At 61.4% G+C, this 22,802-nt stretch carries 20 protein-coding genes; 4 read left to right on the top strand and 16 right to left on the bottom strand.

Annotated features, from left to right (window positions below; genetic code table 11):
* Positions 1–25: 25 nt before the first annotated feature.
* Positions 26–1,201 carry a Na+/H+ antiporter NhaA gene (gene nhaA, locus C5F70_RS17630; RefSeq protein WP_017844788.1) on the bottom strand — a complete coding sequence of 392 codons (1,176 nt, stop codon included), beginning with the start codon at positions 1,199–1,201 and terminating at the stop codon, positions 26–28.
* A 215-nt stretch (positions 1,202–1,416) separates the two neighbouring features.
* On the opposite strand from nhaA, the gene C5F70_RS17625 reads away from it, so the two are divergent.
* Complete coding sequence (locus C5F70_RS17625) at positions 1,417–2,511, top strand: PLP-dependent cysteine synthase family protein (protein WP_104903803.1); 1,095 nt, start codon at positions 1,417–1,419, stop codon at positions 2,509–2,511.
* 58 nt (positions 2,512–2,569) lie between these two features.
* Here the strand turns inward: C5F70_RS17625 and C5F70_RS17620 are convergent, their stop codons facing one another.
* The 3 genes from C5F70_RS17620 to C5F70_RS17610 all read right to left on the bottom strand — a co-directional run bounded on the left by C5F70_RS17620 (position 2,570) and on the right by C5F70_RS17610 (position 5,657).
* Positions 2,570–4,183: an NAD(P)/FAD-dependent oxidoreductase gene (locus tag C5F70_RS17620; protein WP_017844790.1), complete on the bottom strand. Its 1,614-nt coding sequence runs from the start codon at positions 4,181–4,183 to the stop codon at positions 2,570–2,572.
* Positions 4,184–4,289: 106 nt separating this feature from the next.
* Positions 4,290–4,961: a COG3650 family protein gene (locus C5F70_RS17615; protein ID WP_017844791.1), complete on the bottom strand. Its 672-nt coding sequence runs from the start codon at positions 4,959–4,961 to the stop codon at positions 4,290–4,292.
* A 96-nt stretch (positions 4,962–5,057) separates the two neighbouring features.
* Positions 5,058–5,657 carry a short chain dehydrogenase gene (locus tag C5F70_RS17610; RefSeq protein WP_104903802.1) on the bottom strand — a complete coding sequence of 200 codons (600 nt, stop codon included), beginning with the start codon at positions 5,655–5,657 and terminating at the stop codon, positions 5,058–5,060.
* 104 nt (positions 5,658–5,761) lie between these two features.
* On the opposite strand from C5F70_RS17610, the gene C5F70_RS17605 reads away from it, so the two are divergent.
* Positions 5,762–6,670, top strand: a complete 909-nt coding sequence (locus C5F70_RS17605; RefSeq protein WP_017844793.1) for a LysR family transcriptional regulator — start codon at positions 5,762–5,764, stop codon at positions 6,668–6,670.
* Here the strand turns inward: C5F70_RS17605 and C5F70_RS17600 are convergent.
* The 9 genes from C5F70_RS17600 to C5F70_RS17560 form a co-directional block, all read right to left on the bottom strand.
* Complete coding sequence (locus tag C5F70_RS17600) at positions 6,667–7,152, bottom strand: DoxX family protein (protein WP_017844794.1); 486 nt, start codon at positions 7,150–7,152, stop codon at positions 6,667–6,669. The genes C5F70_RS17605 and C5F70_RS17600 overlap by 4 nt on opposite strands.
* Positions 7,149–7,925 (bottom strand): DUF2063 domain-containing protein, encoded by a 777-nt coding sequence (locus C5F70_RS17595; protein ID WP_104903801.1) that lies wholly within the window; start codon positions 7,923–7,925, stop codon positions 7,149–7,151. The genes C5F70_RS17600 and C5F70_RS17595 overlap by 4 nt, the downstream gene beginning before the upstream one ends.
* Positions 7,922–8,800, bottom strand: a complete 879-nt coding sequence (locus C5F70_RS17590; RefSeq protein WP_104903800.1) for a DUF692 domain-containing protein — start codon at positions 8,798–8,800, stop codon at positions 7,922–7,924. Before C5F70_RS17590 ends, C5F70_RS17595 begins: the two co-directional genes overlap by 4 nt.
* A gap of 23 nt (positions 8,801–8,823) precedes the next feature.
* A complete protein-coding gene (locus C5F70_RS17585) occupies positions 8,824–9,129 on the bottom strand; it encodes a DUF2282 domain-containing protein (RefSeq protein ID WP_017844797.1) in 306 nt (101 codons plus the stop codon).
* 225 nt (positions 9,130–9,354) lie between these two features.
* Positions 9,355–10,056 (bottom strand): ABC transporter ATP-binding protein, encoded by a 702-nt coding sequence (locus C5F70_RS17580; RefSeq protein ID WP_017844798.1) that lies wholly within the window; start codon positions 10,054–10,056, stop codon positions 9,355–9,357.
* A gap of 1 nt (position 10,057) precedes the next feature.
* Positions 10,058–10,825: a high-affinity branched-chain amino acid ABC transporter ATP-binding protein LivG gene (gene livG, locus C5F70_RS17575; RefSeq protein WP_017844799.1), complete on the bottom strand. Its 768-nt coding sequence runs from the start codon at positions 10,823–10,825 to the stop codon at positions 10,058–10,060.
* Positions 10,822–12,075 carry a high-affinity branched-chain amino acid ABC transporter permease LivM gene (locus C5F70_RS17570; protein WP_017844800.1) on the bottom strand — a complete coding sequence of 418 codons (1,254 nt, stop codon included), beginning with the start codon at positions 12,073–12,075 and terminating at the stop codon, positions 10,822–10,824. The genes livG and C5F70_RS17570 overlap by 4 nt, the downstream gene beginning before the upstream one ends.
* Positions 12,072–12,995, bottom strand: coding sequence for a high-affinity branched-chain amino acid ABC transporter permease LivH (gene livH, locus C5F70_RS17565; RefSeq protein ID WP_003231100.1), 924 nt, complete (start codon positions 12,993–12,995; stop codon positions 12,072–12,074). Before livH ends, C5F70_RS17570 begins: the two co-directional genes overlap by 4 nt.
* A gap of 228 nt (positions 12,996–13,223) precedes the next feature.
* The gene (locus tag C5F70_RS17560) at positions 13,224–14,351 is read right to left on the bottom strand and encodes a branched-chain amino acid ABC transporter substrate-binding protein (RefSeq protein WP_017844801.1); all 1,128 of its coding nucleotides are present in this window, start codon (positions 14,349–14,351) and stop codon (positions 13,224–13,226) included.
* A gap of 341 nt (positions 14,352–14,692) precedes the next feature.
* On the opposite strand from C5F70_RS17560, the gene C5F70_RS17555 reads away from it, so the two are divergent.
* Complete coding sequence (locus C5F70_RS17555; protein WP_017844802.1) at positions 14,693–14,995, top strand: DUF2288 domain-containing protein; 303 nt, start codon at positions 14,693–14,695, stop codon at positions 14,993–14,995.
* Positions 14,996–15,216: 221 nt separating this feature from the next.
* Here C5F70_RS17555 and C5F70_RS17550 read toward each other — a convergent pair whose 3' ends face one another.
* Together C5F70_RS17550 and C5F70_RS17545 are read right to left on the bottom strand one after the other, a co-directional pair.
* Positions 15,217–17,394, bottom strand: coding sequence for a hypothetical protein (locus C5F70_RS17550; protein WP_057004734.1), 2,178 nt, complete (start codon positions 17,392–17,394; stop codon positions 15,217–15,219).
* A gap of 282 nt (positions 17,395–17,676) precedes the next feature.
* Positions 17,677–18,045: a YkgJ family cysteine cluster protein gene (locus C5F70_RS17545; RefSeq protein WP_046490246.1), complete on the bottom strand. Its 369-nt coding sequence runs from the start codon at positions 18,043–18,045 to the stop codon at positions 17,677–17,679.
* Positions 18,046–18,298: 253 nt separating this feature from the next.
* On the opposite strand from C5F70_RS17545, the gene C5F70_RS17535 reads away from it, so the two are divergent.
* Complete coding sequence (locus tag C5F70_RS17535) at positions 18,299–19,657, top strand: MFS transporter (protein ID WP_104903799.1); 1,359 nt, start codon at positions 18,299–18,301, stop codon at positions 19,655–19,657.
* Positions 19,658–19,824: 167 nt separating this feature from the next.
* Here C5F70_RS17535 and rapA read toward each other — a convergent pair whose 3' ends face one another.
* On the bottom strand, positions 19,825–22,671 hold the full coding sequence (gene rapA / locus C5F70_RS17530; RefSeq protein WP_102617388.1) for an RNA polymerase-associated protein RapA: 2,847 nt from the start codon (positions 22,669–22,671) through the stop codon (positions 19,825–19,827).
* Positions 22,672–22,802 lie beyond the last annotated feature (131 nt).

The following is a 22,802-nucleotide window of genomic DNA, read 5'->3' as shown; positions in this document are numbered from 1 at the left end:
TTTTGTGCGCGGTGTTTTGTGCGAGTCAGGCTTTCTTGCGACTCGCCATCGCCGTCACCGCATAACCGATACACGCCGCGAGTATCGACCCGGTCAGAATCCCCATTCGATCTTCCCCGGCAAATTCACTGGCGCCCGGCACGAACGCCAGAGAGCCGACAAACAGGCTCATGGTGAAGCCGATGCCGCACAGGATCGCCACGCCGAACACCTGGCCCCAACTGGCGCCGCTGGGCAGCGCGGCGAGGCCGGTCTTGATGGCGAGCCAGGTCAGGCCGAACACGCCGATGGTCTTGCCGATCAGCAGGCCGAGGGCGATGCCCAGCGGTACGTGGTGGGTGAAGCTCTCGAGGCTGACCCCGCTCAGGGACACACCGGCGTTGGCGAACGCGAACAGCGGCAGGATGCCATAGGCCACCCATGGATGCAGGGCATGTTCGAGCGTCAACAGCGGCGAGGTTTCGGCGTTTTTGGTACGCATCGGGATGCAGAACGCCAGCGTCACGCCGGCCAAGGTGGCATGCACGCCACTTTTCAGTACGCAGACCCACAGGATCAGGCCGATGATCAGGTACGGCCCGAGCTTGATCACGCCCAGGCGGTTCATGGCAATCAAGGCGATCAAGCAGGCGCCCGCGCCCGCCAGGGCGGCGCCGGACAGGTCGCTGGAATAGAACACGGCGATCACGATGATCGCGCCCAGGTCATCGATGATGGCCAGGGTCATCAGGAACAGTTTCAGCGACACCGGCACGCGCTTGCCGAGCAGCGCCAGGACGCCCAATGCGAAGGCGATATCGGTGGCCATGGGGATCGCCCAGCCGGAAAGCGCCGCCGGGTAATCCTTGTTGATTGCCCAGTAGATCAATGCCGGCACGACCATGCCGCCGATCGCCGCGGCGCCTGGCAGGACGACTTGCGAAGGCTTGGACAGGTGGCCGTCGAGCAGCTCGCGCTTGACCTCCAGGCCGATCAGCAGGAAGAACAGGGCCATCAGGCCGTCGTTGATCCACAGCAACGCGGGCTTGGCGATCTTCAGCGCGCCAATCTGCGCCACCACGGGCACGTCGAGGAACGCGCTGTAGAGGTGCGACAACGGTGAGTTGTTGACGATCAGCGCCAACGCGGCTGCGGCGATCAACAATAGACCGCTGGCGGCTTCCAACTGGAAGAAACGGGTGAACGTGCTACGCAGAGCCAAGGGGTGCTCTCCAATCCAGATTCAATAGATGCGTACCCTAACCCGTACCGTTAGTTGTTAAAACAAAAGTTATATTCTTATTTGTTATAAGAAAGGAGCGCGGTCGGAGTTGGGGCGGAGCCTAGCAATTGTGTGTCCGATTGAGTCGTTACTGTATCTGTGTGTGATGTGGGAAACATCCTAAGATTGAGGCTGAAATCCTTAGAGATCCTCTCATGAGCGACCACCGTCCCTGGGCCCGCGAAGCCATTCGTATCATTGAAGCAGACTTCCAGCGCAGCGCCGACACCCACCTGATCCCTTTGGCGCTGCCCGGCTTGCCGGGTATCGAGTTGTACTTCAAGGATGAGTCCAGCCACCCCACCGGCAGCCTCAAACACCGGCTGGCGCGCTCGCTGTTCCTGTACGCGCTGTGCAATGGCTGGCTGAAGCCGGGAGCGCCGGTGATCGAAGCCTCCAGCGGTTCGACGGCGATCTCCGAAGCCTACTTCGCGCGCTTGCTCGGCCTGCCGTTTATCGCCGTGATGCCGGCCACCACCTCCCAGGAAAAGATCGCCCAGATCGGCTTCTATGGCGGCAAGAGCCATCTGGTACAAGATCCGACGCAGATCTACGCCGAATCCGAACGCCTGGCGCAGGAAAGCGGTGGTCACTTCATGGACCAGTTCACCTACGCCGAACGCGCCACCGACTGGCGGGCGAACAATAATATCGCCGAGTCGATCTTCCAGCAGATGCGCTTCGAGCGTCATCCGGAGCCGAGCTGGCTGATTTCCAGCCCCGGCACGGGCGGTACCACCGCGACCCTGGGACGCTATGTGCGTTATCGCCAGCATTGCACCCGCGTGTTGTGTGCCGACGCCGAGCGCTCGGTGTTCTTTGACTACTACCTGAGCGGTGATGCCGGCTTGCGCCTGGAGTGCGGCTCGCGGATTGAAGGCATTGGCCGACCGCGGGTCGAAGCGTCGTTTTTGCCCAAGGTCATCGATGCGATGGTCAAGGTGCCGGACGCGCTGTCGCTGGCGGCCATGCATTACCTTGCCGAGCGGTTGGGGCGGCGGGTCGGCGGGTCGAGCGGGACCAACCTGATCGGTGCCCTGATGGCGGCGCAGCAGATGAAAGCGGCGGGGGAGTCGGGGTCGATCGTGGCGATCTTGTGTGACGGGGGCGAGCGGTATGCCACTACCTATTACGATCAGGCGTGGCTGACGGGGCAGGGGTATGAACTGCAGGGCTTGATAGCCGCGGTGGCGGCCAGCGTCGAGCGCGGTGAGCCACTGCCCGATGACATCTTGCGCGCGAATATCTGACACGCCACAAAAACCAATGTGGGAGCGGCCGCGCTCCCACCTTTGGACGGTGCTGTTTTCAGGCCTCGATACCCAACATATCCCGCGCCAACGCCTCGGCAATCCGAATGCCGTCGACGCCTGCGGACAGAATCCCACCGGCATAACCCGCACCTTCGCCGGCCGGGAACAGGCCTTTGACGTTCAGGCTCTGCATCGATTCGTTACGGGTAATCCGCAACGGCGATGAGGTGCGTGTCTCGATCCCGGTCAAGACGGCGTCGTGCAACGAGTAGCCCTTGATCTGCTTCTCGAACGCCGGCAAGGCTTCACGGATCGCTTCGATGGCGAAGTCCGGCAGTGCCAGGGCCAGATCGCCCATGGACACCCCAGGTTTGTAGGACGGTTCCACGCTGCCGATGGCCGTGGACGGCTTGCCGGCGATGAAATCACCGACCAGTTGCGCCGGGGCTTCGTAATTGCTGCCGCCGAGGATGTAGGCGTGGGATTCCAGGCGCTCCTGCAGCTCGATGCCGGCCAGCGGGCCGCCCGGGTAATCGACCTCAGGCGTGATGCCGACGACGATGCCGGAGTTGGCGTTGCGCTCGTTGCGCGAGTACTGGCTCATGCCGTTGGTCACCACGCGATGCGGCTCGGACGTCGCGGCCACCACGGTGCCACCGGGGCACATGCAGAAGCTGTAGACCGAACGGCCATTCTTGGCGTGGTGTACCAGTTTGTAGTCGGCCGCGCCGAGTTTCGGGTGCCCGGCGTATTTGCCCAGGCGCGCGGCGTCGATCAGCGACTGTGGGTGTTCGATACGGAAACCCACGGAAAACGGCTTGGCTTCCATGTACACGCCACGGCCGTGGAGCATGCGGAAGGTGTCGCGGGCGCTGTGGCCGAGGGCGAGGATCACGTGCTTGGAGAGGATCTGCTCGCCGCCGTCGATGACCACGCCGTTCAGTTGACCGTCTTCGATCAATACGTCGGTCACCCGTTGCTCGAAGCGCACTTCACCGCCCAGGGCGATGATTTGCTCGCGCATGTTTTCCACCACGCCGGTCAGGCGGAACGTACCGATGTGCGGCTTGCTGACGTAGAGGATTTCTTCCGGCGCGCCGGCCTTGACGAACTCGTGCAGCACTTTGCGCCCGTGGAATTTCGGGTCTTTGATCTGGCTGTAGAGCTTGCCATCGGAAAAGGTCCCGGCGCCGCCCTCACCGAACTGCACGTTGGACTCCGGGTTGAGCACGCTTTTGCGCCACAGGCCCCAGGTGTCCTTGGTGCGCTGGCGCACTTCCTTGCCGCGCTCGAGGATGATCGGCTTGAAGCCCATCTGCGCCAGCAGCAGCCCGGCGAAAATCCCGCACGGGCCAAAACCGACGACGATCGGACGTTCAACCAGATCCGCGGGCGCCTGGCCCACCACCTTGTAGCTGACGTCCGGCGCCGGGTTGATGTTGCGGTCGTCGGCAAACTTGAGCAGCAGGGCGGCTTCACCCTTCACGTTCAGGTCGACGGTGTAGATGAAGCACAGCTCCGACGATTTCTTGCGGGCGTCGTAGCTGCGCTTGAACAGGGTGAAATCGAGCAGGTCATCACTGGCGATGCCCAGGCGCTGCACGATGGCGGGCCGCAGGTCTTCTTCGGGATGGTCGATGGGCAGCTTGAGTTCGGTGATTCGTAACATGACAGGATCCGGTGTGCGGCGTTTGGTGGGGCCGGCAGTTTTGCAAACCGGCGATTATAAGCCCCAACGGCAGGTTCCCGTCATGTTAAAACAGCGCGGGCCCGCATCAATCGTCGCGCGAACCGCCGAAAGCCGCGCAGCCACGCTGGACTTGACCGTTGACCCGCAACTCGGCGGTCATGTGTTGCAGGCTGCCGCTGGCACTGTCGACACAGCGCTGGGGGGCCACCCACAGTTCGATGTGCTGGTTATTGGCTTCGGTCATCAGGTTGAAACGACCGTCACCCAGTTGTTCCTCGACATAGGGAACCGGCAGCGGCGGCTGGCCTTCGCGCTCCAGCACCATGCCCTTGGCGGTGACGTTCAGCGCCCAGGCCGGCTTGTGGCCGTTGGCACGCAGGATCATGCGCTTGAAGTCGGGATCATCGCAGGCCGAGGTCGAGCGCTCGACGCGGTACAGCTGTTGCAGCTCCACTTCGCCCTGGGTGCCGGCGGCGACGCCGGAGAACTTGCCGCGCAGGTCGGCAAACAGTGCGCCTTGCTGGCCCGCCAGGGAAGCGGCTTCCTGCAGGATGCTGGTGCCGCCGGTGTCCTTGACCACGTAGTTGCGCTGGTCGTGGCACGGTTGGAACAACAGCTTGCCGGCGACTGCCGTGAGCTCGCCCTGCATGCGGGTCAGCCCGGCGGTGGACGGTTTGGCCGGCTCGCTTTCGAACAACTGGCAGGCGGTGAACAAGGGGAGCAAGGCAAACAGCATGAGGGTACGGGCGGCACGCATTATCGGGTCTCCTGACAAGTGCCGCCACGTTACGCAGGCTGGCGGTGCATCACAAGCCCACGCGCCAGCTTCAGGCATTTCTTACAGCTTTGGCGTTCAACCTACGATAAAGGTTTGGCCGGTCTGCAAGCCCTCGACGCTTTTCGCGTAGGCCAGTGCCACATCGGCGCCCGCAGCCGGTTTGTACCCGCGAAAGTACGGTGCATAGCTGCCCATGGCTTCCAGCAGCACTGTCGGGCTTACGGAATTGACGCGCAGGCCCCGTGGCAATTCGATTGCGGCGGCTTTCACAAATGCATCCAGTGCGCCATTGACCAGTGCCGCCGAGGCGCCGGTGCGAATCGGGTCGCGGTTGAGGATGCCGCTGGTAAAGGTGAGCGAGGCGCCGTCGTTGGCGTACTCGCGGCCGATCAGCAGCAGGTTGACCTGGCCCATCAGTTTGTCGCGCAGGCCCAGTTCGAAATCGGTTTCGCTCATCTCACCCAGCGCGACGAAATTCACACTGCCTGCGGCGCAGACCAAGGCATCGAACCGGCCGGTCTGCTCGAACAGCCGACGGATCGAGGCGCTGTCGCTGATATCCACCTGGAAGTCGCCGCTGCTGCGACCAATACTGATCACCTCGTGACGCTGCGCCAGTTCCGCCTTGACCGCCGAGCCCACGGTGCCGCTGGCACCAATCAATAGGATTTTCATCGTGCTGTTTCTCCAGTGGGTAAGTGAGGGTTCAGTCTAGTGTGGCTTTTCAAGTGGATAAACGCGCTAATAAGCAACCTTTGGTTTTCAAATGGAAACAATCCATGAGCGAGATGGATGACCTGGCGGCGTTTGCCGTACTGATCGAGGCCGGCAGTTTCACCGTGGCGGCTGAGCAACTGGGTTGCAGCAAAGGGCAACTGTCCAAGCGCATCAGCCAGCTGGAGGCCGGGTACTCGGTGGTGTTGCTGCATCGCACCACGCGCAAGCTCAGCCTGACCGCTGCCGGCGCTGCGTTGTTGCCCCAGGCGCAGGCGTTGGTGGCGCAGGTCGAACGGGCACGTCAGGCACTGGCCCGGCTCAAGGACGACTTGGCCGGGCCGGTGCGTATGACGGTTCCGGTGTCGTTGGGCGAAACCTTCTTCGACGGCTTGTTGCTGGAGTTTTCCGAGCACTACCCGCAGGTGCAGATCGAACTGGAGCTGAACAACAGCTACCGCGACCTGGCGCGGGATGGCTTTGACCTGGGGGTACGCTCGGGCGCCATCGAAAATCAGCGCCTGGTGGCCAAGCCGCTGTTGGCCTGGCACGAGATGACCTGTGCCAGCCCGGCCTACCTGGAGCAGCACGGCGAACCGCTGACCCCGGCCGATCTGGCGTCCCACACCTGCCTGCTGAACAGCCACTACAGCGGCCGCGAAGAGTGGCTGTACCACCAGCAGCACGAGCTGCTACGCGTGCGGGTGAGCGGGACCTTCGCTTCCAATCACTACAACCTGTTGAAAAAGGCCGCCCTGGTGGGCGCTGGTATTGCGCGGCTGCCTTCCTACGTTTTACCGGCGGAACTGGCTGACGGCCGATTGCGCTGGCTCCTGCGGGATTATCAGACGCGGAGCCTGCCGATGTACCTGGTGCATCCCTATCAGGGCGGCTTGCCGCGACGCACCCAGGTGTTGGCCGACTACCTGGTGGACTGGTTCAAGCGCAGCGGCGAAGCCCTCGACCGACTCTAGCGATAGCGGCGGGCGATCAGGTGGTCGACGGAGAGGCGCCCCGGGCCTTTGGCCACTAACAGCAGTAGGACGGCCAGCCAGGTGCCGTGGGTCGGGTAGGCATCGGGGTACACGAACAGTTGAATGGTCAGGGTCATGCCGATCAACGCCAGGGCCGAGAAGCGTGTGGCCAAGCCCAGCAGGATCAGCACCGGGAAGAAGTGTTCGGCAAATGCCGCCATGTGCGCGGCCACTTCCGGCGACAGCCAGGGCAGCTTGTATTCGCTGCGAAACAGCGGCAGCGTCGAGGCGGCGAGGCGCGGCTCGCCCAGTTGGAAGGTGCCGCTGATCAAGTCGATGGCAAAGCCTTCGACTTTGGTTTGCCCGGACTTCCAGAACACCGCCGCGATGGAGAAGCGTGCGAGAAAGGCGATCAAGCTGTAGGGGATTTTTTCGAAAAGCTGGATGGCCCGGTTGATCAGGCGCGTTGATCGAGGGTTCATGGCGATACCTTGTGTTCCAGAGACAGATAAGTGATGGCGGCTTGGTTGATCAGCAACGCCAGGCATTGGTGCAGGTCGAACTCGGCTGAGGCCTCGAGTGCGTGCGCGAGCGCCTTCTCCAGCACCGCGCCCTGGTTCAGGCTGTCGATAAACGCCACCGAGCCGCTGTCGATGGCGAACACCTTGACCTCCAGGCCCCGGCGCAACACGAGGGCGCCCTGGGCATGCCAGGGATTCAACGTGGCAATCGCGCCCTCGGTCTGGTGCGCCGCCCACACCGCGACGACGGCGTAGCGCGAGTCCAGCGTGGCCAGGGATGGGTGCAGTTGCAGGTGCAATGTGCCCAGCTCGGTGTGCGTTTGCAGTTGCTGCAGAACAGCCTGCGGTTCCAGCGCGGGGGCATCCGCCGCGTGATAGGCACGGACCCGCAAGCGTTCCAGGCGCGCTACATCCGCCAGGTAAGGCACGCTCGCGGCCGGTTCAAAGCCCTGGATAAAACCGGAAAATGTCGCGCCGTATTCGCTGATCAATGGGCTGCCGGGCGGGCATGCCTGTACGTAGCAGCCGGCCATGGCGCGGAAAAACTCCTCGCCCACCAGTTGCAACGTCACCGGGTAAGCAGTCGCCAGCGCGTTGATCAACGAGCCGTGGACATTGTTGCGATACACCGCAAAACGGCTGGCCGGGTCGGCGCCGTTGCTGCTGAACAGGCCGGCCGGGCAGGCTTGGTCCGGCGCCAGCAGGGCGGCGGCAAAGTCTTCGAGAAGGCTCATGGGCGGCCCCGCGACAAGTGCCGTTCGGCCTGCTGTGCCTCGGCCAGCAGCACGCTGAAGGCCGGTACCTGGTTATCCCTTTCGATCAGCGTGGCCACCGGGCCGGTATGCGCGAGCACGTGTTCGTACAACTGCCAGACGGCGTTATCGATGGGCGCGCCGTGATCGTCGATCAGCAGGCGCTCACCCAGGCTGTCGGTGTCTTCGGCAAAGCCTGCCAGATGAATCTCAGCCACGGCGTGCAAGGGCAGCGCGTCGATGTAGGTCAACGGATCGCGCTGATGATTGATGCACGACACATAGACGTTATTCACGTCCAGCAGCAGGCCGCAACCGGTGCGGCGGATGATTTCGCCGATGAAGTCCGTTTCGTCGAGCGTCGAGCGCTGGAACTGCAGATAGGTCGATGGGTTCTCCAGCAGCATTGGCCGCTTGAGGGTGCTCTGAACCTGATCAACGTGTTCGCACACTCGATTGAGGCTGGCGACATCGTAGGCCAGGGGCAGCAAGTCGTTGAGAAACACCGGGCCGTGGGTCGACCAGGCCAGGTGCTCGGAAAAGGCCTGGGGTTGATAGCGCTCGATCAGTGTTGCCAGCCGTGCCAGGTGCTCACGGTTCAGCGGGCTTTCGCCGCCGATGGACAGGCCTACGCCGTGCAGCGACAGCGGGTACTGCGCGCGAATCAAACCCAGGTAGTGATGAAACGGGCCGCCGGCCACCATGTAGTTTTCGGCATGCACTTCAAAAAAACCGATATCGGGGCAGGTGTCGAGCACTTCAGTGAAGTGCTCGTTTTTCAGCCCCAGCCCGGCCCGCAGGGGGAGGCCGGGCACCTGAGCCGCTGAGGGCGTTTGCAGGAACGAAAGCGTCATCATCAGTACTCAGGCTGCGGGCTGCTTCAGGACTTGGCGGTAAAGGCCGCTTCCTGGCCGAAGCCAGTCGACGAGGTGGTGCTTGGGGTTTGGGTGCAGGTGCCGGCCGGGACCAGTTTCCAGGCGTTGGCCTGATCCTTGGTTTTGGAGGTGCCGGCGCAGGAAGTGCCAGCGCCGGCGGCGCAATCGTTCTTGCCGGCTTCGGCGACGCCGAAGCATTTCTGCATGTCGTCGGCCGCGTGGGCGCTGGTGCTCAAGGCGGACAGGCTCAGGGCGGAACTCAGGGCGAGGACGAGGGAAGCAGCGGACAGCGAACGGTGTTTAACGGTCATGGTGTATCTCCAGCAGTGGGATGAGTCGGCGGGCATGATTGCCTGCTTGTACCACTAGAGGCTGGACGCTGAAATTCGTTACAAGCCGTTTGAAAAAAAATTCGCGATCACCCGAAACAAATGTGGGAGGGGGCTTGCCCCCGATGACGGTACATCAGTCACATATTCTGTGCCTGACATGGCGCCATCGGGGGCAAGCCCTCTCCCACATTTAGCAACCGGGTGTTAACCGCCGAGGTACGCCTCACGCACCTTCGGATCGGTCAGCAACTGCTCACCTGTGCCCTGCATCACCACCCGGCCGTTTTCCAGCACATAGGCACGGTCGGCGATTTTCAGCGCCTGGTTGGCGTTCTGTTCGACCAGGAACACCGTCACACCGTCCTTGCGCAGCTGTTCGATGATGTCGAAGATCTGCTGGATGATGATCGGCGCCAGGCCCAGGGAAGGTTCGTCGAGCAGCAACAGCTTGGGTTTGCTCATCAGCGCGCGACCGATGGCGAGCATTTGCTGCTCGCCGCCGGACATGGTGCCGCCGCGCTGGCTGAAGCGTTCCTTGAGCCTGGGGAACAGGTGCAGCACCTTGTCCATTTGCTCCTGGTAGTCGCCCTTGTCGGTGAAGAACCCGCCCATGGCCAGGTTCTCTTCGACGGTCAGGCGCGAAAACACCCGTCGACCTTCCGGCACCACGGCAATGCTTTTGCGCATGATGTGCGACGATTGCTGGCCCACCAGCTCTTCACCCATGTAGCGGATGCTGCCGCTGTGGGCCTGCGGCGAACCGCACAAGGTCATCAGCAAGGTCGACTTGCCGGCACCGTTGGCGCCGATCAGCGTGACGATCTCACCCTGGCGCACTTCGACGTTGACGCTGTGCAGGGCCTGGATCTTTCCGTAGAAAGTGGAAACGTTTTCGAATTGCAGCATTTTACGCTTCCCCCAGATAGGCTTTGATCACTTCAGGATTGTCGCGGATCTGCTCCGGCGTACCGTCGGCCAGGGGCGTGCCCTGGTTGATCACCACGATGTGGTCGGAAATGCTCATGACCAGTTTCATGTCGTGTTCGATCAACAGCACGGTGGCGTTGTTTTCCTCACGCAACACGCCGATCAGCGCCTTGAGGTCTTCGGTTTCCTTGGGGTTCAAACCGGCGGCCGGTTCGTCGAGCATCAGGATCCGCGGGCGGGTCATCATGCAGCGGGCGATTTCCAGGCGACGTTGCTGCCCATAGGCCAGGGTGCCGGCGGGGCGGTTGGCGAACTCGGTGAGGTTGACCTTGTCCAGCCAATACTCCGCGTATTCCATGGCCTCGCTCTCGCTCTTGCGGAACGCCGGGGTCTTGAACAAACCAGCGAAGAAGTTGGTGTTCAAGTGACGGTGCTGAGCGATCAGCAGGTTCTCGACCGCCGTCATGTCCTTGAACAACCGCACGTTCTGGAAGGTCCGCACCACGCCCTTGCGGGCGATCTCGTGACCGGCCAGGCCCTGGATCGGCTGGCCGTCGAGCAGGATGCTGCCACCACTGGGCTTGTAGAAACCGGTGAGGCAGTTGAACACCGTGGTCTTGCCGGCGCCGTTGGGGCCGATCAGCGCAACCACTTGTTTTTCCTTCACGGTCAGGGCCACGCCATTGACCGCCAGCAAGCCGCCGAAGCGCATGCTCAAGTTTTCGACTTTCAGGATCTCGCGGCTCATTTGCGCAGCTCCATGTGTGGACGTTGCATGGGCAGCAGGCCTTGAGGACGCCAGATCATCATCAGCACCATCATGGCGCCGAACATCAACATGCGGTATTCGCTGAACTCACGCATCATTTCCGGCAGCAGGATCATCACGATCGCCGCGAGAATCACGCCCAACTGCGAGCCCATGCCACCCAGTACCACGATGGCGAGGATGATCGCCGACTCGATAAAGGTGAACGACTCCGGCGTCACCAAGCCTTGGCGAGCGGCGAAGAAGCTACCGGCAAAACCGGCGAACGCGGCGCCCAGGGTGAACGCGGACAGCTTGATGATGGTCGGGTTCAGGCCCAGGGCCCGGCAGGCGATTTCATCTTCGCGCAGCGCTTCCCACGCACGGCCGATCGGCATGCGCAGCAGGCGGTTGATCACGAACAGTGCGGCCAGGGCCAGCAACAGCGCCACCAGGTACAGGAACACCACTTTGCTCACCGGGTTGTAGGCAATCCCGAAGTACTCGTGGAAGGTCTGCATACCTTCGGCCGCAGAGCGCTCGAACGACAGCCCGAAGAACGTCGGCTTGGGAATGCTGCTGATGCCGTTGGGGCCACCGGTGATGTCGGTCAGGTTACGCAGGAACAGTCGGATGATTTCCCCGAAGCCCAAGGTCACGATGGCCAGGTAGTCACCGCGCAGGCGCAGCACCGGGAAGCCCAGCAGGAAGCCGAACGTCGCCGCCGCCATGCCGGCCAGGGGCAGGCAGATCCAGAAGCTCCAGCCCAGGTAGTGCGAGAGCAGCGCATAGGTGTAGGCGCCCACGGCGTAGAAACCCACATAACCCAGGTCAAGCAGGCCGGCCAGACCGACTACGATGTTCAGGCCCAGGCCCAGCAACACGTAGATCAGGATCAGGGTGGCGATGTCGACCGCACCGCGCGAACCGAAAAACGGCCAGATCAGCGCGGCCACGATCAGGCCGATGATGATGTAGCGCTGGGTGCGCGGCAGGGTCAGGAATTGGCTGACCTTGGGCGATACCAGCGGGCCACGGTTGCCCTTGAACAATGCGCCGACCTGCCGGGTGAACAGCACGCGCAGGAACATCAGCACCGAACACAGGGCGATGATGGTCAGGGTCACGGGACCGGTGCCATGCACTTCCAGGTTGATGCCGACAATGCTCAGCTTGAGGCCGAGTACCGGGAACGCCACGGCCCACACCAACAGGGCGCTGAAAAACGCCGATTTAAGATATCTGCTCATACTTTCTCAACCTCCGGACGGCCCAGGATGCCGGTCGGACGGAACAACAGCACCAGAACCAAAAGGCCGAACGCCACGACGTCCTTGTACTGGTCGCCGAAGATATCGGCGCCAAAGGCTTCGGCCACACCCAGCACCAGGCCACCGAGCATCGCGCCCGGAATGCTGCCGATGCCGCCCAATACCGCTGCGGTAAAGGCCTTGAGGCCGACCAGGAAACCGGCGTTGGGGTTGATCACGCCGTACTGCATGCTCAGCAACACGGCGGCGACGGCCGCCAGTGCGGCACCGATGACGAAGGTCAGGGCGATGATGTTGTTGGTGTTGATGCCCAGCAGGTTGGCCATCTTGATGTCTTCGGCGCAGGCCCGGCAGGCGCGCCCCAGACGGGAGCGGGAAATGAACAGGGTCAGGCCCAGCATGGCCACCAGGGTGACGACGAAGACCAGGATCTGCATGTACGAAATCAGCACTTCTTGTGCGCCGCCCGGGCCGAAGGAGAAGCTCCCCGGGATCAGGTTGGGAATGGACTTGTCCTTGGAGTCCTGGGACAGCAATACGGTGTTCTGCAGGAAAATCGACATGCCGATGGCGGAAATCAGCGGGATCAAACGGTTGCTGCCACGCAAGGGACGATAGGCAACCCGTTCGATACTGTAGCCATAGGCACTGGTTACGACGATCGACGCCAGGAACGCGGCGGTCATCAACAACGGCAGGGAGTGGATCCCCATCATGGCCAGCCCGGCAAGGGCAATGAAGGCCACGTAGGAACCAATCATGTAGACCTCGCCATGGGCGAAGTTGATCATTCCAATGATGCCGTAAACCATTGTGTAGCCAATGGCTATCAAGGCATAGGTGCTGCCAATGGTCAGGCCATTAACCAGCTGTTGGAAAAAATGATAGATCTCAGGCATTACAACGCTCCTAAAAACCCGATACGCATTTCACTGGTGGAGTCATGTTCCGGCCCTGCGCTGTGTTCTGTGAGCACATTTGCGCAAAGCGTTTGCCAGCGAACCGCTGGTGACGGTTTTAAGATTTTCAGGTGAGCCAGCGCCCGGATCGCGGGTGACAGGCCCATAAACCTCGTAAAACAAAGCCCACTGCTCTCACAGTGGGCTTGTTGACCAGTAACGCCTGGCTTACTGAGGGGAAACTTCGGTTTTCGGTTTGCCGAAGTGCCACTCGTAGACCACGAACTTGAAGTCCTTCAGGTCGCCCTTGGCGTCGAAGCTCAGATCGCCGGTAGGGGTCTTGAAGGTGCCCGCGTGGATGGCTTCGGCCACTTTGGCGGTGTCTTCGCTTTTCGCGGCTTTGATACCACCGGCGATGACTTCAATGGCCGAGTAGGCCGGGAACACGAACGGACCGGTTGGGTCCTGCTTGTTCTTGGCGAACTCTTCAACGATGGCTTTGTTGGCCGGGTCGGTGTCGAAGGATTTCGGCAGGGTCACCAGCAGGCCTTCGGAAGCGCCCTGGGCGATTTGCGAGATGGAGTCGTTGCCGACGCCTTCTGGGCCCATGAACTTGGCGTTCAGGCCTTTTTCCTTGGCTTGGCGCAGGATCAGGCCCAGCTCAGGGTGGTAGCCGCCGTAGTAGACGAAGTCGACGTTGGCTTGCTTGAGTTTCTGGATGATCGAGGAGAAGTCCTTGTCACCGGCGTTCAGGCCTTCGAAGACGGCAACCTTGGTGCCTTTCTTCTCGAGGGTCTGTTTAACGGCAGTGGCGATGCCTTCACCGTATTGCTGCTTGTCGTGCAGCACGGCAACGATCTTCGGCTTCACGTGGTCGGCGATGTAGTTGCCGGCCGCCGGGCCTTGGGCGCTGTCCAGGCCGATGGTGCGGAAGATCAGCTTGTAGCCACGGGCGGTGATTTCCGGGCTGGTGGCTGCCGGGGTAATCATGATCACGCCTTCGTCTTCATAAATGTCGGACGCGGGCTGAGTGGAGCTGGAGCAGAGGTGACCGACCACGAACTTGACGCCGTCGTTGACCACTTTGTTGGCGACGGCCACGGCTTGCTTGGGATCGCAGGCGTCGTCGTATTCCTTGGCTTCGAGCATTTTGCCATCGACGCCGCCTTTGGCGTTGATGTCGGCGATCGCTTGCTTGGCACCCATGAACTGCATGTCGCCATATTGTGTGACAGGACCGGTTTTAGGCCCGGCGATGCCGATCTTGATGGTATCGGCTGCGAACGAATGGCTGGCAACCCCGGCCAGGACCATAGCGGCAAACAGTTTGGAAATCTGCTTAGTAGCCTTATTCATAGTGCTCCACTCTTACTGTTGTCTTTTTTATAGTTCTAGCGGCCTTGTGAGCTGCAGAACCGGATCAGATATCTTGAATATCCCCCCGGCAGTGCCCTGGCAACTGTACCGGTACAGTGTAGAGCGCCGGTTGATCGCTTGAAAAGCTGGCTGCTGGGGGCAATACCCGGGCGTGTCGCTTAAATGAAAGAAAAAGACAGAATTGCGCCGGGACGCTGCCGCAGTGGCGGACAATCCGTGGCTTTCCTGACGCTTTCAATCGCTCACTCATTTGCAACTGGGTTTTTCTACGAGAGACACGACGTTATGATTGCGCCGATTTTTTCCCAAGGTGAATCCCCATGACGCAAGAACCTAGCACCCTCTATGCCAAGCTGCTCGGTGAAACCGCCGAAATCTCCTGGAAGGAGCTCGAACCGTTCTTTGCCAAGGGTGCCCTATTGTGGGTCGACGCCGGCCTGGATTTGATCGAGGCGGCCGAAGGCATGGCCGAGGATCAGCGCGATAAAGTCGCTGCCTGGCTGGCCTCGGGGAGCCTGGGCGAAGTGTCTGCGACGCGGGCATTGGACCTGCTGGAGCGTGATCCGAGCCTGTGGGCGGTGGTGGTTTCGCCGTGGATTCTGATCCAGGAAAGGGCAGCGTAAGAAAAGCATGCGCGAAAATGGTGCATGGTTTGCGCCGCTGCAAGTGTGTAGCGGAGTAACCGCTGATGCGGTGATGGCATCTTGCCGTGGAGAAAGGTCACAGCTGAGGGTGACGTGCGCGTCACGGGAACAGTTTTGCCGACGGCGAAATGCCCGGGGAATTGTTTCTTGGTGTTAGCAGATCGCTGTGGCGAGGGAGTGTGCTCCCTCGCCACAGACAACTAGGCGGTTTTGCCGGTATGGTTGTTCAACGAAATAATCTTCGTCTTGCCGATCCGATGACGGTAAATCTCACGCAAGTACTTGATCGCCTTCTTCACGCAATCCCGTGACAGGCGAATGTCATTGATCGAGACAAACTTATCTTTGTCATTGATCAACTCACGGTACTTCTTCTCATACATCGGCTTGATCGCGTACCAGTTGGTGTCGAGGATCTTCGCCGGGTTTTCAAACTCATTGAGCAGTTCGTCGATACGCTCTTCGTCGAAATCCTCGTGGATGATGAAGTCCAGGATCGAATTGTCCAGCGTGTCGTCGAAACGGTACGGGTTGCGCGCAAAGCAGCGTTTGATGAACGCCACGATCAGCGTCAGGAAATCATCCGACAGGCACGGGCTCTTGGCGATCAGGGTGGTCAACGACAGGTTGGCCGACGCGCCGATCACCAGGGCGTAGCGCTTGAGCGTGGTGTTGGGGAACAGGCTGTTGAGGTGGGTCTTGAGGCGGTTCAGGTCCATGTAGGACAGTTTGTAGTCCTTGGGCAGCGACACGATCGACACCACCGACGAGCAGTTCTTGAAGAAGTGCAGGTCGTGCAGCGCCGCCGCGTCATAGCCGGAGTTCTTGTACTGCTCCAGGGAAGCCTTGTAGCGCTTGGACTCGATCGGCAGCAGGCTGATGCCTTCGATGGCCTGGGTGACTTTGTTGAAGTGCGGCAGGTCGATGGAGCGGAAGAACAGGTCGTCGATGTTCAGGCGCTGCGGCTCTTTGTCGAACACCTTGAACTTGTCACCCGACGGCGCCGGGGTTTCCGGGACCACCGATTCGGCGTAGGCAATCGCCACCGGGCCGGCCAGGCTCATGAACAGGTCGTTGGCATCCAGGCGGATGGTTTCGCCGATGTCGATACCGGCGCGACGGAAGTAGTTCTGGTCGTAGTCGGTGGTGACCGCCTGGGCGGTAAGAATGTTGAAGATCTGTTGCGAGATATACTGGTTGGCGTGCTTTTCCATGGCATTGACATCAATGTTCTGGATATTGCCGTCATCGCTCTCTTCGGCGTAACGCATGATGTCGTTGGAGATCAGCATCATCGCGTTCCACGGGCGGATACGGCCCTTGACGCTAGCTTCGCTGCTGTCTTCATTGGCGAAGTTGTACGAGAAATCCCATTCTTCCGACAGATACTTGCAGAGCAGCCGCCCGGCGTTGATGTGCAGCGCCTCGGACATTTCGCTGCGGTGGTCGGAGATGTTCGGCAGCACGCAGATGCCGCTGGTGAAGATCGGTTCGAAAACGAAGGCGTGGCCGCTTTTGCTGTCGTGCTCGTCGGCCGGCTTGGTGTCGAACGTCTTGTTCATATACGAATGCTGCTGGGCCAGGCCGAACTCCGACGCCATGCCCGAGCCGGTGCCGCCGCCGGCGCTGAAGATCGAGAAATACAGGCGCGACTGGTTGGCCTTGATGCCGCAGGAGTCGATCAGGTACGAATGGATCATCTTCCAGTCGGGGCTGGAAAAACGCTGCGTGTCTTTATTGAGGATGATCTTGGCCAGGTACTGGCCGAGGATCGGCGCGTTACCGGCGCCACCGGCATGGACTTCCGAGAGGTCCATGATTTTCATCTTGCTGTAATCGCGCAGGAAGCCGCTTTTTTCGCCCTTGCGCGAGAATCGGATGCGCCCGGCGATGTCTTTGTCCAGGTCGCCCAGCATCACCAGCGGCTCCACCAGGAACACCGGTTTGCTGGCCTTGCCGACGCCCAGGCGCAGGTTGTTGCGAATCCATTGGGCGGGGCTGTAGCCCTTGTCTGTCGACTTGTCTTCGGTACTGAATTCGTTCAGGTAGAATTTGCGTGCGTTATAGACCAGCTCGGCCACATCCAGCGCAATGTTCGAACCGCAGCGGCCCAGGCCGATCAGGCACACCGAGGGGAATTCCTGTTCGCTGCGCGGCTCGCCATCGACTTCCTGATGGGGCAGGCGCGGGAACACCATGTCGCGCAGGCCGTCGAGGTTGTCGAGGATGCGGTCGGTATTGGTCTCGGTGAAGTACAGGTATTGCTGGGTCGCCAGTGGAGGGGGGCTGCTCAATGACTTCGAACCTGAAGGTTTTTCCGCAGGAGCTGTCGGCAACACATCGGAGACCACGGTGGCAGAGTTATTTTTAGAAGTCATTGTGCGCCATGTACCTGGGCGGATGGCTGTGAAATGTTAAAAAGCCATCACTGAGTGGGAGTTCGCGACTTTACAGTGCGTCCGGGTCCGGGGCGATAGGTTTAACCCTAGCGTTTCAAGGGGAAATCCCGGCCCGACTCTGATGAATCGGCCGTTTACCGGCATTCTTTAGATAAATGATGGCGAAATGCCAAAGATTCGGCGTCAGCGAATTGCTCTGGCAGGCAAGTGGGCGCCGCTGCGGGCAGCTCACCCGGACCGACATCACGGCCCTGTTGGCGGCTAAGCGCTGATCGGCAGGTCCAGCTCGAAAGGCGGTGGCTCCAGCGGCGCCAGACCAAATGCTGCGCGCGCGGCATCGCAATCGGTGTTTTGCACACCTTGGCTCCAAGAGGAGTCGAACTCGCGGCACACGCTGGAGCGCTGCTCATAGATCGTGCAATGAGTGCCTTTGCCCACTTCGCCCTCAAGGCTGCAGCAGCGCGCGGGTTTCTGGTCGGTCCCGATCATCGCCACGCGTGTGGGGTTGATCTGCACCACCAGGTCATCGGGCACCGTGCCCCCCGACGAGGCGCACTCACCCCAGAAGAAAGACACACGGAAGTGTGAACAGCAGGCACCGCAATTCAGACACGGACTGGCTTCGGACATGGGCGTCTTCGATAAGGAAAGTAAGAAGGGTTGCGACAGGAAGGCTCGCCATTCTAATCGCGCCATGGCCGTTGGGAAGAGCAGGGCACACTTATATTTTTCGTAGGGAAAGTCCCGTAGTTTCGGGTGGAATCATGCCCTATCAGCGTTACGAATCATTACAGACAAGCGTCGCCGGCCTGACTATGTTGCAGATACCTGAGCAGGATGCATCGGGCATCGCAGCTCTCATAACAATAAAAGAGACGGACCCATGCAGAACTCGACCCAAGCGGCGAATGCCTGGCGCATTCTGTTCCTGCTGTTCCTCGCCAACCTGTTCAACTTCTTCGACCGCACCATTCCGGCGATCATCATCGAGCCGATCCGCATGGAATGGCACCTGAGCGACTTTCAGTTGGGCATCATCGGCACCGCCTTCACCATCGTCTACGCCATTGCCGGCCTGCCGCTCGGGCGCCTGGCCGATACCGGTTCGCGCAGCAAACTCATGGGGTGGGGCCTGTTCGCGTGGAGCGGGTTGACGGCGATCAACGGCATGGTCGGCAGTTTCTGGACGTTCCTGTTGGTGCGTATGGGCATCGGCATCGGCGAAGCCAGCTACGCGCCGGCGGCCAACTCGCTGATTGGCGACCTGTTCCCGGCCCACCGCCGTGCGCGGGCCATGGGCATTTTCATGCTGGGTCTGCCGTTGGGCCTATTGCTGGCGTTCTTTACCATTGGCGCGATGGTCAAAGCGTTCGACAGCTGGCGCGCGCCGTTCTTTATCGCGGCCGTGCCGGGGCTGATCCTCGCGGTCTTCATGTTCTTTATCAAAGAACCCAAGCGCGGCGCGGCAGAAACCGTGCAAGTCTCCCAGGAACGCGTCGACCGCCCGATCCGCCGCGTGCTGGCGGTGCCGACCTTTCTCTGGTTGGTGCTGGCCGGGCTGTGCTTCAACTTCGCAACCTATGCGTGTAACTCGTTCCTGGTGCCGATGCTGCAGCGCTATTTCCTGATGCCGTTGCAGGACGCGGCGGTTGCCACCGGGGTGATCGTCGGGTTGACCGGGCTGGTCGGCCTGACGTTGGGCGGCTGGATCGCCGACAAAATCCATCAACGGGTTGCCAATGGCCGCCTGTTGTTTGCCGCGTTCAGCCTGATCATTTCCACCGTCACCACCGCCTGGGCCTTGCACGCCGGGCGTATCGAGATCGGTGTGTTTGTCGCGCTGTTCAGTGTGGGCTGGTTGTTTGCCTACAACTTCTACACCTGTGTGTATACGGCGATCCAGGACGTGGTCGAGCCGCGCCTGCGGGCCACGGCGATGGCGCTGTTCTTTGCCGGCCTGTACTTGCTGGGCGGCGGCATGGGGCCGGTGGTGGTGGGGGGCTTGTCCGATCACTTTGCCCATTCGGCGATGTATGCCGCCGGGGCGGAGCAGATGACCGAGGCTTATAAAGCGGTGGGGTTGCATGACGCCATGTACCTGATTCCGGTGGCGCTGTTCTTGACCATGCTGTTTCTGTTTCAGGCGTCGCGCAGTTTTGTGCGGGATGCCAAGCGGATGAAAGACGGGCTGGTGGCGGTGGAGGTGGCGGTGCCGGCTGCTGCTGCTGCTGCGACGGCTTGAGATCGCGTTGACGCCATCGGGAGCAAGCTCCCTCCCACACTGGAACTGCATTCCAAGTGTGGGAGGGGGCTTGCTCCCGATGAGGCCATGACTGGCGAAGACCTTCTTCAGTGAATAAAAAAGGCCCGCATTGCGCGGGCCTTCTTTTTAGCTGAGCAACGCAGCAATCAACCCGCCACCAACACCCGGATCGCTTCCAGGCGCAGCGCGGCCTTGTCGAGCATGGCCAGGCCTTGCTCGCGCTGTTGGCGCAGGGCAATCAGTTCGCTGTCGCGCACGGTCGGGTTGACCGCTTGCAACGCGGTCAGGCGCGCCAGTTCTTCGTCGGTGTCGGCTGCCAGGCGACGCTTGGCCTCGGCCACGCGCTCGGCATGGCGCGGGGTGATCTTCTCTTCGCCGGCGTTGATGCGTGGCGTCAGCTGGTCGCGCTGGGCCTGGACGAACTTGTTGGCGCTGGCCCGTGGCACGCTTTCCAGCTGGTCGTTCAAGGTTTCGAACGACACGCGGCCGGACAGGTCGTTGCCGTTGGCGTCCAGCAGGCAGCGCAGGGCGGCCGGCGGCAGGTAGCGGCCCAGTTGCAGCGAACGCGGGGCAACCACTTCGCTGACGTAGAGCAGCTCCAGCAACACGGTGCCGGGCTTGAGCGCCTTGTTCTTGATCAGCGCGACGGCGGTGTTGCCCATGGAACCGGACAGCACCAGGTCCATGCCGCCCTGCACCATCGGGTGTTCCCAGGTGATGAACTGCATGTCTTCACGCGACAGCGCCTGGTTACGGTCGTAGGTGATGGTCACCCCTTCGTCGTCGCCCAGGGGGAAGCTGGCGTCGAGCATTTTTTCGCTGGGCTTGAGGATCAGCGCGTTTTCCGAATGGTCTTCGCTGTCGATACCAAACGCATCGAACAGGGTTTCCATATAGATCGGCAGGGCGAACTGGTCGTCTTGCTCGAGGATGTCTTCCACCAGCGCATCGCCTTCACCCGCGCCGCCGGAGTTGAGTTCCAGCAAACGGTCGCGGCCGGTGTGCAGTTCCTGTTCCAGGCGCTCGCGCTCGGCACGGGCTTCGTCGATCAGGGCTTGCCACTCGCCGTCGTCGGCGTTTTCCAGCAACGGCAGCAGGCGTGGGCCGAACTGATGCTGCAAGGCGTTGCCGGTCGGACAGGTGTTGAGGAACGCATTCAGCGCTTCGTGGTACCACTGGAACAGGCGCTCTTGCGGGCTGGTTTCCAGGTACGGCACGTGCAGTTCGATCACATGTTTCTGGCCGATCCGGTCCAGACGGCCGATCCGCTGTTCCAGCAGGTCGGGGTGGGACGGCAGGTCGAACAGCACCAGGTGGTGGGAGAACTGGAAGTTGCGGCCTTCGCTGCCGATTTCCGAACAGATCAGCACCTGGGCGCCGAATTCTTCATCGGCGAAGTAGGCGGCGGCGCGGTCACGTTCGAGGATGTTCATGCCTTCATGGAACACCGTGGCCGGGATGCCGGAGCGCACGCGCAGGGCGTCTTCGAGGTCCATCGCGGTTTCGGCGTGGGCGCAGATCACCAGGACCTTGGTGCGCTTGAGCATTTTCAGCTGGTCGATCAGCCATTCAACCCGTGGGTCGAAGCGCCACCAGCGATTGTCTTCCTCGATATCCGGCTGCGACTGGAAGCTGACTTCCGGGTACAGCTCAGCATGTTCGCCCAGCGGCAATTCGAGGTATTCGTCCGGGTTCGGCAGCGGGTAGGCGTGCAGCTTGCGCTCCGGGAAGCCCTGCACCGCGGCGCGGGTGTTGCGGAACAGCACGCGGCCGGTGCCGTGGCGGTCGAGCAGCTCGCGCACCAGGCGCGCGCTGGCTTCGGTGTCGCCATCGTTGACGGCGGTGAGCAGCGCTTCACCTTCGTTGCCGAGGAAACCCTGGATGGTGGTGTGCGCGGCCGGGGAGAGACGGCCCTTGTCCAGGAGTTCCTGCACCGCTTCGGCTACCGGGCGATAGTTCTCGCTTTCGGCGCGGAACGCTTGCAGATCGTGGAAACGGTTCGGGTCCAGCAGGCGCAGGCGCGCGAAGTGGCTGTCCTGGCCCAGTTGTTCCGGGGTGGCGGTGAGCAGCAGCACGCCAGGGATGACCTCGGCCAGCTGTTCGACCAGCGAGTACTCGGCGCTGGCATTGTCTTCATGCCAGACCAGGTGGTGGGCTTCGTCGACCACCAGCAGGTCCCAGCCGGCGGCGAACAGTGCGTCCTGGGCCTTCTCGTCGTCCACCAGCCACTCCAGGGCCACCAGGGCCAGCTGGGTGTCTTCGAACGGGTTGGCGGCATCGCTTTCGATGAAGCGTTCTTCGTCGAACAGCGCCACTTGCAGGTTGAAGCGCCGGCGCATTTCCACCAGCCATTGGTGCTGCAGGTTTTCCGGAACCAGGATCAGCACGCGGTTGGCGCGCCCGGACAGCAGCTGGCGATGGATCACCAGGCCGGCTTCGATGGTCTTGCCCAGGCCCACTTCGTCGGCCAGCAATACCCGTGGCGCGATACGGTCGGCGACTTCACGGGCGATGTGCAACTGGTGGGCAATCGGTTGCGCCCGCACGCCGCCCAGGCCCCACAGCGAAGATTGCAACTGGCGGCTGGTGTGTTCCAGGGTGTGATAGCGCAGCGAGAACCAGGCCAGCGGGTCGATCTGCCCGGCGAACAGACGGTCGCTGGCCAGGCGGAACTGGATGAAGTTCGACAGTTGGGTTTCCGGCAGGGTGACCTGCTCGTTCTGCCCATTGAGGCCGTGGTAGACCAGCAGGCCGTCGATGTCGTCGACTTCTTGCACGGTCATTTTCCAGCCTTCGAAATGGGTGATGCTGTCGCCCGGCGAGAACCTCACGCGGGTGAGGGGCGCATTCCGTAGCGCATACTGGCGCGTGTCGCCAGTGGCCGGATAGAGCACGGTCAGCAAGCGGCCGTCCTGTGCCAGAACGGTGCCTAAACCCAGCTCTGCTTCGCTGTCACTAATCCAGCGTTGCCCCGGTTGATACTGCTGCGCCATGCTGCCTGACTCCCGCCGTGAAAAAGCCGACTATCTTAACGGAACAAGGCCCTCATCCAAAGGACTCTGACAAAAACTACGCGGTTTGCGCCGTGCATCGAATGTTGAGTCGACAGATGGCGGGCACTTGT

The sequence above is a fragment of the Pseudomonas sp. LH1G9 genome, from assembly GCF_002949975.1.
In the GTDB taxonomy this organism is placed as follows: domain Bacteria; phylum Pseudomonadota; class Gammaproteobacteria; order Pseudomonadales; family Pseudomonadaceae; genus Aquipseudomonas; species Aquipseudomonas veronii.
The sequence above is the reverse complement of the archived record's forward strand: the minus strand, read 5'-3'. Positions and strand labels throughout refer to the sequence as shown.

What these genes read in the sequence shown, in the direction of transcription:
- C5F70_RS17590 (WP_104903800.1), bottom strand. Translation starts at nt 8,800, where the DNA reads ATGATGACGCTTTCGTTCCTGCAAACGCCCTCAGCGGCTCAGGTGCCC.
- livG (WP_017844799.1), bottom strand. Translation starts at nt 10,825, where the DNA reads ATGAGCCGCGAGATCCTGAAAGTCGAAAACTTGAGCATGCGCTTCGGC.
- C5F70_RS17545 (WP_046490246.1), bottom strand. Translation starts at nt 18,045, where the DNA reads ATGTCCGAAGCCAGTCCGTGTCTGAATTGCGGTGCCTGCTGTTCACAC.
- C5F70_RS17580 (WP_017844798.1), bottom strand. Translation starts at nt 10,056, where the DNA reads ATGCTGCAATTCGAAAACGTTTCCACTTTCTACGGAAAGATCCAGGCC.
- C5F70_RS17625 (WP_104903803.1), top strand. Translation starts at nt 1,417, where the DNA reads ATGAGCGACCACCGTCCCTGGGCCCGCGAAGCCATTCGTATCATTGAA.
- C5F70_RS17570 (WP_017844800.1), bottom strand. Translation starts at nt 12,075, where the DNA reads ATGAGCAGATATCTTAAATCGGCGTTTTTCAGCGCCCTGTTGGTGTGG.
- C5F70_RS17615 (WP_017844791.1), bottom strand. Translation starts at nt 4,961, where the DNA reads ATGCGTGCCGCCCGTACCCTCATGCTGTTTGCCTTGCTCCCCTTGTTC.
- C5F70_RS17535 (WP_104903799.1), top strand. Translation starts at nt 18,299, where the DNA reads ATGCAGAACTCGACCCAAGCGGCGAATGCCTGGCGCATTCTGTTCCTG.
- livH (WP_003231100.1), bottom strand. Translation starts at nt 12,995, where the DNA reads ATGCCTGAGATCTATCATTTTTTCCAACAGCTGGTTAATGGCCTGACC.
- C5F70_RS17595 (WP_104903801.1), bottom strand. Translation starts at nt 7,925, where the DNA reads ATGAGCCTTCTCGAAGACTTTGCCGCCGCCCTGCTGGCGCCGGACCAA.
- C5F70_RS17620 (WP_017844790.1), bottom strand. Translation starts at nt 4,183, where the DNA reads ATGTTACGAATCACCGAACTCAAGCTGCCCATCGACCATCCCGAAGAA.
- C5F70_RS17555 (WP_017844802.1), top strand. Translation starts at nt 14,693, where the DNA reads ATGACGCAAGAACCTAGCACCCTCTATGCCAAGCTGCTCGGTGAAACC.
- C5F70_RS17605 (WP_017844793.1), top strand. Translation starts at nt 5,762, where the DNA reads ATGAGCGAGATGGATGACCTGGCGGCGTTTGCCGTACTGATCGAGGCC.
- C5F70_RS17600 (WP_017844794.1), bottom strand. Translation starts at nt 7,152, where the DNA reads ATGAACCCTCGATCAACGCGCCTGATCAACCGGGCCATCCAGCTTTTC.
- C5F70_RS17560 (WP_017844801.1), bottom strand. Translation starts at nt 14,351, where the DNA reads ATGAATAAGGCTACTAAGCAGATTTCCAAACTGTTTGCCGCTATGGTC.
- C5F70_RS17610 (WP_104903802.1), bottom strand. Translation starts at nt 5,657, where the DNA reads ATGAAAATCCTATTGATTGGTGCCAGCGGCACCGTGGGCTCGGCGGTC.
- C5F70_RS17550 (WP_057004734.1), bottom strand. Translation starts at nt 17,394, where the DNA reads ATGACTTCTAAAAATAACTCTGCCACCGTGGTCTCCGATGTGTTGCCG.
- C5F70_RS17585 (WP_017844797.1), bottom strand. Translation starts at nt 9,129, where the DNA reads ATGACCGTTAAACACCGTTCGCTGTCCGCTGCTTCCCTCGTCCTCGCC.
- rapA (WP_102617388.1), bottom strand. Translation starts at nt 22,671, where the DNA reads ATGGCGCAGCAGTATCAACCGGGGCAACGCTGGATTAGTGACAGCGAA.